Genomic DNA, 8,505 nt, shown 5'->3' with positions numbered 1-8,505 from the left:
GGCTGACCCACAGCCACGAGGTGGCGAACATGGCGCGGAGCATGGGGACCACCCTCGCCTTCGTGCACGGCGGGGCGCTGGGGTTCCCCGCGGAGGTCGAGCCCCTGCGCAACGTGCCCGCCCTCCTTGAGGCCATCGGGCTCGCCCACGACCTCGGCAATCCGCCATTCGGACATCAGGGTGAGACCGCGATCCAGACCTGGGTGAAGCGCCACTCCGCCCGGCGAAAGGATGAACCGACCTCGTTCGACATCTTCGACGCGCCGGACCTGAGCGAGCCGATGCGCCGTGATTTCCTGAAATTCGAGGGCAACGCACAGGCGTTCAGGCTGCTGACGCGATTGCAGATCCTGAACGACGACTTCGGCCTGAACATGACCTATGCCTTCCTGGCGGCCCTGATGAAGTACCCCGTGCCGTCGGACGCGGTCGACAAGACCTCCCAGGCAAGAAAGAAGTTCAACTTCTTCCAATCGGAGGCCGAGATCGCCGCCGAGGTCTGGGCCGAGACCGGCTTGCGGCAGGGCGTCCGCCATCCCCTGACCTTTGTGATGGAGGCTTGCGACGACATCGCGTACTCGGTGGTGGACGTCGAGGACGCGGCCAAGAAGAAGCTGATCAACTTCAACGTGCTGATGGCTTGGCTGCGTCACGACGCTTGCGACGACGAGTTGACGCTCGACGTCTGCGAGCGGGCCGAGCGCAGCCACGCCGAGTTCCGGGACGCGGGATTGTCGCCCGGTGAACTCGACGACATCTCGATGCAGATGTTCCGCGTCGACGCCATCGGGAAGATGGTGCGGGCCGCGGTCGGGGCGTTCGTGGCGAACCGGGATGCCATCATGGCCGGCGCGTTCGACAGGGAGCTGATGGCGGCCTCCGAGGCGGTCGTGCTGTGGACCTCGTTGAAGCGCTTCGCCAAGTTTCACGTCTACCGCCACCGCAGCGTCCTCGAAGTCGAGCTCGACGGGCACCGGACCGTCCACGAGCTCATGGACATGTTCTGGAAGGCCATCGTCGGGCGCAAGGATCCGGACGACCTGCGCTCCGACCGCGAGGCGTTGCCGGCCTACGTGTATTCCCGGATCTCGGAGAACTACCGGCGCGTCGCCGAGGCGCCCGGGAACGCGATGCCGTTGCGCTACCGCGAACTGCAGCTCGTCACCGACATGATCTCGGGTATGACCGACACGTTCGCGGTGTCCCTGCGCGACGACCTGAGGCGGCACCATGGCTGACCTTGGCTCCCCCGTCCGCGACGGCGCGGAGCTGTGCCGGCGAATGCAGGCCTTCCTCGCGGACGAGGCTCGCGGGGGCCCCGAGATCGCGGATCTGATCGGCCATCTCGGGCAGGTGGGCGAGGTTGCGATCTTCGGCGGCATGGCCCGGGACCTCGCCCGGGGCGGGGCTGCGGCCTTCGCGTCGGACGTGGACCTGGTCGTGCACGCGCCGCCGGCGCGCTTGGCGGAGCTGATGCGGGACGGCGCGGCCGTTCGGAACCGCTTCGGCGGCTACCGCATCGCCGGGCGCCGCCACACGTACGACGTGTGGGCCCTACCCTCCACTTGGGCGGTCCGGTCCGGCCACGTGCAGGCCGCCCATCTGGCCGACCTGGTGCACACCACCTTCTTCGACTGCGACGCCGTGCTTTACCTGTGCGGCTCCCGCCAGGTTCACCACGGGCCGCGTTTCACGGCCTGGCTGCGCGACGCGGTCGTCGACACCAACCTGGAAGAGAACCCGAACCCGCGCGGGGTCGTGGTCCGCGCGTTACGGATCCTCCTCGAACATCAGCAGGCCGTCGGGCCTGGCCTGGAGAGGTATCTCCGCAGGATGGCCAAGGGGCATGCGGGTTGCCTCGACGGGAACCTCGCATCACGCCTGTCCAGCATCCTGGCAGACCTGCGCCCGCTATCCTCCGGCACGGGGCCACGGCCGCCGGCGCGGCACGCGGGCGCGCCGACCGGCCTTGCCCGGAGCGAGCAAGCACGACCGTGATAATGGGGCCCTGCGGCCCTCGCCACCGTCGCGGGTGAAGAGGAACCCGGCCGGGACGGGCGGGACCGGACGAACCGGTTTAGGCGCCCCGACCGTGCCCATCGTGCGCCGCCGGCGCCGAGGCGGTCGAAATGCCCCGGACCGTCCTGGTCCGGCCCGCGCGATCCCGGCTTCGAGGCCGGGGCGCCTCACGAGTTGCCGGGCCCTGTCCACGGAACCGACCTTGCGCCGAGGCGGACGCCACCACCCCTGGCCACCGGGCCGAGGTCGGGCGTCAATCAACCCACGGCAGCGCGCGGCGGGCGGCAACGCATGGTGACCGCGTGCGAGCATGGCCGTGTGGCCAGGGCGCGCGCCGACCACGCCCCATCGGGGCGCGGGCGCGTTTCCCGGACCGGAATGCCCTTGGAGATGGCCGGTCGACGGGGTGCGGCGCCGCGACGAGGGGAAGGGGCGCGGGCCCGGCGGCACGCTCCCGGGTCCAGCTCGATCAAGGCCGTGGGTTGGGACGCTGCAGGGCGCCTGACGGACGCTTCCGGGGGTGTTCCTCGGCGGGCTCCTCCAGGTCGGCCAGGATCGGGCAATCCGGCCGGTGGTCACCCGAACAGCAATCAACCAATGTCTGGAGCGTGGTGACCATCTGGTTCAGGTGGGCGATCCTCTCGCGAAGCTCGATCATGTGCGCCGTCGCGACCCGCTTGACGTCGGCGCTCCGCCTTGACCGGTCGCGCCACAGGTCGAGGAGCTCGTTGATCGCGGCCATGGAGAAGCCAAGGTCCCGGGCCCGCCGGACGAAGCGCAGCATGTGCACGTCCTCGGACGAGTAGTCCCGGTAGCCGGAATCCCTGCGGCCGGCCGGCGGGATCAGGCCGGTCTGCTCGTAGTAGCGGATCATCTTGGCCGAGACGCCGGAGGCCCTGGCTGCCTGACCGATGTTCATGGAGTTCCTCCCATCGCCGGCGCGCCGACCTGGCGGAGGCCGGCGCGCGGTATCGCCTCCTCCGGACGGAAGCCGCGCAGCCGCAGCGCGTTGCCGAGGACGAAGACGCTCGACAGGGCCATCGCGCCCGCGGCGAGGACCGGCGACATCAGGACGCCCCAGGCGGGGTATAGCGCCCCCGCTGCCACCGGGACCAGGGCCGTATTGTAGGCGAATGCCCAGAACAGGTTCTGCCGGATGTTGGCGATGGTCGCGCGCGACAGCGCGATGCCGGTCGCGACCCCGCCCAGGCTGCCCGACATCAGCACCACGTCGGCGGCCTCGATGGCGACGTCGGTGCCGGTGCCGACTGCCAAGCCGACATCCGCTTCCGCGAGTGCGGGCGCGTCGTTGATGCCATCGCCGATGAAGGCCAGCTTGCAGTGCTCCGCCTTCAGCCTGCGCACCGCCTCGACCTTGCCGGCGGGCGGCACCTCGGCGACCACCTCGTCGATGCCGAGCCGCCGCGCGACGGCCTCCGCCGTGCGGCGGTTGTCGCCCGTGATCATCGCGACCTTGAGCCCGAGGGCGCGCAGCGCGGCGACCGCGGCTGGGGTCGTGTCCTTCATGGGGTCGGCGACCGCGATGACCGCGGCCAAGCGCCCGCCGATGGCGGCGTAGAGCGGGGATTTGCCCTCGTCGCCCATCCGCGCCGCGGCCGCGGCGAAGGCCCCGACGTCCAGCCCGAGCTCACGCATGTAGCGGTCGGCGCCGATCTCCACCCGCTCGCCGTCGACCTCGGCCCTGGCGCCGAATCCGGCGACGGCTTCGAAGGCCTGGACCTCGGGTAGCGGAATGGCCTCGGCCTGCGCCGCCGCTACGATGGCCCGTGCGATCGGGTGCTCGGACCTGTCCTCGACGGCCGCGATCCGCCCCAGTACGTACGCACGGTCGAAGCCTGCGGTCACCTGCAGATCCGTCAGGGCGGGACGACCCTCGGTCAGCGTGCCGGTCTTGTCGACCGCGACGACCTTGGCATCCCTCAGGAGTTGGAGCGCCTCACCCTTGCGGAAGAGGATGCCCAGCTCGGCGGCCCGACCGGTGCCGACCATGATCGAGGTGGGTGTGGCGAGGCCCATGGCGCAGGGGCAGGCGACGATGAGAACGGCCACCGCATTGACGAGCGCGAAGGTCAGCGCCGGCGACGGCCCGAGCACGATCCAAGCGGCGAAAGTCAGCGCCGCCGCCGCCATCACGGCTGGCACGAACCACATGGTCACCTTGTCGACCAAGGCCTGGATCGGCAGCTTCGAGCCTTGAGCCTCCTCGACCATGCGGATGATCTGCGACAGCACGGTCGCCTCGCCGACCGCCGTCGCGCGACAGGTGAGCGCACCCTGCCTGTTGACGGTCCCGCCCACCAGCGTGCTGCCTCGGGTCTTCGCCACCGGGACCGGCTCGCCGGTGATCATCGATTCGTCGACGTAGCTCTCCCCGTCGGTCACGGCGGCGTCCACGGGGATGCGCTCGCCGGGGCGCACCTCGACGATGTCGCCGGCCACGACGTCTGACACCGGGATCTCGACCGAGGTGCCGCCGCGCCGGACCCGGGCGACCTTCGCCTGCAAGCCGGCCAGTCTCGTGATCGCCTCGGAGGTGCGTCCCTTGGCCCGGGCCTCCAGGAAGCGGCCGAGCAGGATCAAGGTGACGATGACGGCCGCCGCCTCGTAGTAGACGTTGACCGTCCCCGCGGGCAGCAAGGATGGCGCGAAGGTCGCGACGGCTGAGTAGGCGTAGGCCGCGAGCGTGCCCACCGCCACGAGCGAGTTCATGTCCGGCGCGAGGCGAACCAGCGCGGGGATGCCCTTCACGTAGAAGCGGATGCCGGGCACGGCGAGGACCAAGGTCGTCAGCGCAAACTGGACGTACCAGCTTTGCTGCATGCCGATGGTCCGCGCGACCATCGCGTGCATGCCGGGGATGAGGTGCGAACCCATCTCCAGGACGAAGATGGGCAGCGTCAGCACGGCGGCGATGGAGAGATCGCGCCCGAGGCCCGAACGCTCGGTCTCCCTGCGCCGCGCGGCCTCATCGTCGACGGAGGGGGACCCGCCGACCGGACGCGCGGTGTAGCCCGCGGCGGAGATGGCGGCGGCGAGTGCGTGCAGGTTGGCCGTGCCGCGCACGCTCGCCCGCTCGGTCGCGAGGTTCACCGTCGCCTCGGCGACACCCGGCACCGCCTTGAGCGCGCGCTCGACGCGTCCGACGCACGATGCGCAGGTCATGCCCTCGATGGAGAGCTCGACGGCTTGTGCAGGCACGGAATAGCCGGCGGCCTCGACGGCCTGCGCCAATCGCTCAGGATCGAGCGAACCACTGGCCCGGATATCTGCGCGTTCCGTAGCCAGGTTGACGCTGACGGCCTCGACGCCCTCGACCTTGCCTAGGGCCCGCTCGACACGGCCGACGCAGGACGCGCAGCTCATCCCCTCGACAGGCAGGCTGATTGTCGTTCCCGCGGCCTTCCTCGGCCTGGACTGAGCCTCCATCGGCCAACTCCTCAGGTGTCATGAACCGGACGCCGCCGGAAATGGGGCTTCCCATCGTTGGAAGGTCAAGGGTGGGATCTCGCGAAGGCGGGTTTCGCCCTTCCGGCGGCGCGCGGATGCGTCGTCCTCCATGCCTCGAAAGAGATCCGGTCCCTTTGCCGCCTTCCGTCGCGGAGATGGCGTGCGGCTGCCGCATGAGGCACGTCGCGTAGGCAGCGCGCGTGGCCGGCCCGCACGCCACGGCCGGAGCCGGAGGGCGCTGGCGGCGGACGTCGAACGCGGGAACCTGGCGGAAGCGAGACGGGGATGAACATGCCCGCACATCTTCGTGGCCGGCGCTCTTCCGTCGCCGGCAGGACGGCGGTCGAGCCCGGCAGGCGGCCGTCCGTGCGGACGTGATCGGCCGGTGCGGGCCAGGGACCGACGCCGAAACGGGGCCTGCGCCGGCGGCACGGCGGCGTCCCCCCCCCCTGCTCCCGAGCCGGTTCAGCAGCCGGGCCGGTGCCGCTTTCCCGAGGCGGCTCAGGTGCATCCTGCCGCGTGGTCGGAGCCGCTCAGGCGGCTGACACGTCGGTGCTCACCGCCGGAATGCGGACCGGGCGCTGCGGCCCGCACCCGGCCGTCGACCGCGACGGACGACCCGGGAGCGTCGTCGGTCGTGAACGCCGGAGGCCCCCGGGTCGCCGTCATGTTCGGTCGGGATATTCATTTTCATTCACAAGCAGCAGCGCCGCGTCGACGACGTCGCGGAAGGCCTGCGAGCGTTCGCAGGCCGCGAGGAGGCGCCGCGTCCATGCCTCCGACGGGAGGGCGGCGCCCTTGTGCCGGCCGCCGAGGTAGGATCGTATCGCTGCCTCCAGCTCCGGGCGGGGGGTATGTCGACCGCGCAAGAGTTTTGAAATGTTGGCTTGGCTGGAGCCCAGCGTGCGGGCGAGCGCGTCCTGGCTCAGGCCGTCCTCTCGGCGGGCTCGTTCCAGCGCCGCCGCGATGGCGGCGCGCTCTCCGTCGCCGGATCCTGCCTTGCGTCCTCTCATGGTTTGAATGAAAATGAATATCCGGGGACGGCGTCAAGGGGAATCGCGACTATGCTGCTCGAAGCGGAAGGCCGCCCGAAGGCTGCACGGCGTACGCTGCCCGATCCGGATGCCGAGGTCGTGCCCGGGGTCCGCTGGGGTCGGCCCGAGTGGGTGCCGAGTGCCGCGTTCTGGGCGGACATGGTCAGCCGCGCCAGCGAGCAGTCCGACGGGTTCGTCAACCGCGACGGCTCCCTGCAGGAGGAGGTCGGGTTCTGCCTGCTCGGCGGCTACGGCATCACGGCTGAGGTCAACCATGCCGTTCACGACCGGTTGGTGGAGGCCGGCGTGTTCGTGCCGGGACGCCGCCCGGCCGAGGCGGATATCGAAGCTCTGCTGCTGCAGCCGGTCCTGCTCGGCGGCCGCCCGGTCCGCTACCGCTTCCCGCACCAGCGGGCCCGACGGCTCGCGGTCGCGTTGGGGATGATCGAGGATGAGCCGCCCCCGACCGACGACGCCCTGGCGTTCCGCCGCCACCTCATGCGGATCCCGGGCATCGGGCCGAAGACCGCATCCTGGATCACCCGCAACTGGCTGGGCAGCGACGAAGTCGCGATCCTGGATATTCACATCATCCGGGCCGGTCTCCTGATCGGCCTCTTCGACCGCTCGATGCGGGTACCGCGCGACTACGAGGCGCTGGAGCGGCGCTTCCTGGAGTTCTGCGGGGCGCTCGGCGCCAGGCCGTCCCTGCTCGACGCGGTGATGTGGCGGGCGATGAGGAATATCGGCCGGGGTCCCGTTTGACGGCGGCCGGCGAAAGAGGCCACTATCGTCTAGGTTTGCGTCCAGGGATCGCGATGTCAGGCGGTAGCAAGTCCAGCACACGCAGGGGCCCGCGTCTGGGGCCAGGTACGCCGTCACCGGTGTCGCCCCGGGGGCAGGAGGGCCAGGGCGGCGGCGAAGGGCTCGGCGGGGGCGCGGACCCTTGCAACCTGCGCTACGACACCGACCTGACGGGCGTGCGGACCCCTGCGGTGGCGACGGTCCGCGAGCGGGACGTCCTGGACGTGACCCTGCACCGGGAGGATCCCTTCGAGACGGCCGTGTGCCGCACGCGGCCCGCGGCCGACATCGTCGGCTCGCTCGCGGGCATGGAGGGCTTGGACCAACTCCTCGGCTGCCTGCGGGCCGGGCATCGGTACGAGGCCCGGGTCATCGAGGTCGACCGCACCCGCTGTCGCGTCCTGGTCGAGCGGGTGGCGCGTTGATCGTCGCCGGCGGCTGCTACCTGGAAGTCTGTGCCGTCCCGCGCTGGAGGCGCCTCTTCGGCTCCGGAGGGCGGGCCGCCGCATCGGTCGGCCGGCTGTCGCCCGGGACCGAACTCCATACCTATGCCCACCGGGGGTGGGTCTCGGACGTCCGAAGCTCGATGCACGCGTTCGGCGTGGGCGCGACCGTCCAACCGATCGACGAGAGGATCTCGTTCTCCTACTTCCATCCCCTCTCGCCCGCGCTGCTCGAACCGGCCGTGCCCGCTGCGCAACCTGCCCTCACCGTGTCCGGCGACGTGGTGCTGCGGTTCGGCTTCGTGGAAGGCGACGCCGTCGTTTCGGCGCGGCGCGCCGTCCACGATCCGCAGACCGGCCATGCGGCGAGCCCCTTCCGCGCCAACGGATCCCGGGCCGAGCGCCTCGCCGTCGTGCTGAACCAGGGCGAGGCGGAGGCCGCGACCGGCGCGGCGGGCGACGACGTGGGCGCCGCGCTGCTCGCCGCGCACGACGCCGAGGTCGTCGTGGTCAAGCGCGGGTGCGAGGGCGCGCGAGTGTTCCGGGCCGGAGGCGTGCCGGCCGACATCCCGGCCTACCGCTCCGAGCGCGTGTTCAAGATCGGGTCCGGCGACGTGTTCAGCGCGGCCTTCGCGCACCATTGGGGCGAGCGCGGGCTGGGCGCCGTCGACGCCGCGGACCTGGCCTCGCGCAGCGTCGCACACTTCGTCGACTACCACGCGCTGCCCCTGCCCCCC

8 protein-coding genes are annotated in these 8,505 nt (G+C 71.1%); 5 read left to right on the top strand and 3 right to left on the bottom strand.

Going from position 1 to position 8,505, the window contains the following annotated elements:
- Nucleotides 1–1,238 (top strand): dGTP triphosphohydrolase (dgt, locus tag AX737_RS08345; RefSeq protein WP_066920531.1); only part of this gene is annotated, 1,238 nt, incomplete at its 5' end.
- Nucleotides 1,239–1,281: 43 nt separating this feature from the next.
- Nucleotides 1,282–1,998, top strand: coding sequence for a nucleotidyltransferase domain-containing protein (locus AX737_RS08340; protein ID WP_197430506.1), 717 nt, complete (start codon nucleotides 1,282–1,284; stop codon nucleotides 1,996–1,998).
- 490 nt (nucleotides 1,999–2,488) lie between these two features.
- Here AX737_RS08340 and cueR read toward each other — a convergent pair whose 3' ends face one another.
- The 3 genes from cueR to AX737_RS31945 form a co-directional block, all read right to left on the bottom strand.
- Nucleotides 2,489–2,938, bottom strand: a complete 450-nt coding sequence (gene cueR, locus AX737_RS08335; protein WP_066920529.1) for a Cu(I)-responsive transcriptional regulator — start codon at nucleotides 2,936–2,938, stop codon at nucleotides 2,489–2,491.
- On the bottom strand, nucleotides 2,935–5,466 hold the full coding sequence (locus AX737_RS08330; protein ID WP_066920528.1) for a heavy metal translocating P-type ATPase: 2,532 nt from the start codon (nucleotides 5,464–5,466) through the stop codon (nucleotides 2,935–2,937). Before AX737_RS08330 ends, cueR begins: the two co-directional genes overlap by 4 nt.
- Before the next feature lie 686 nt (nucleotides 5,467–6,152).
- Nucleotides 6,153–6,500: a helix-turn-helix transcriptional regulator gene (locus tag AX737_RS31945; protein ID WP_082772950.1), complete on the bottom strand. Its 348-nt coding sequence runs from the start codon at nucleotides 6,498–6,500 to the stop codon at nucleotides 6,153–6,155.
- Nucleotides 6,501–6,551: 51 nt separating this feature from the next.
- Here AX737_RS31945 and AX737_RS08325 point away from each other — a divergent pair, with 51 nt between their 5' ends.
- The 3 genes from AX737_RS08325 to AX737_RS08315 form a co-directional block, all read left to right on the top strand.
- A complete protein-coding gene (locus AX737_RS08325; RefSeq protein WP_066920526.1) occupies nucleotides 6,552–7,286 on the top strand; it encodes a hypothetical protein in 735 nt (244 codons plus the stop codon).
- A 119-nt stretch (nucleotides 7,287–7,405) separates the two neighbouring features.
- Nucleotides 7,406–7,750: a hypothetical protein gene (locus AX737_RS08320; RefSeq protein ID WP_238179518.1), complete on the top strand. Its 345-nt coding sequence runs from the start codon at nucleotides 7,406–7,408 to the stop codon at nucleotides 7,748–7,750.
- A 161-nt stretch (nucleotides 7,751–7,911) separates the two neighbouring features.
- Nucleotides 7,912–8,505, top strand: a 594-nt coding sequence (locus AX737_RS08315; RefSeq protein ID WP_245293413.1) for a PfkB family carbohydrate kinase, incomplete at its 3' end; no start/stop codon positions are given.

This window comes from Methylobacterium sp. CCH5-D2 (assembly GCF_001556475.1).
GTDB lineage: Bacteria > Pseudomonadota > Alphaproteobacteria > Rhizobiales > Beijerinckiaceae > Methylobacterium > Methylobacterium hispanicum.
The sequence above is the reverse complement of the archived record's forward strand: the minus strand, read 5'-3'. Positions and strand labels throughout refer to the sequence as shown.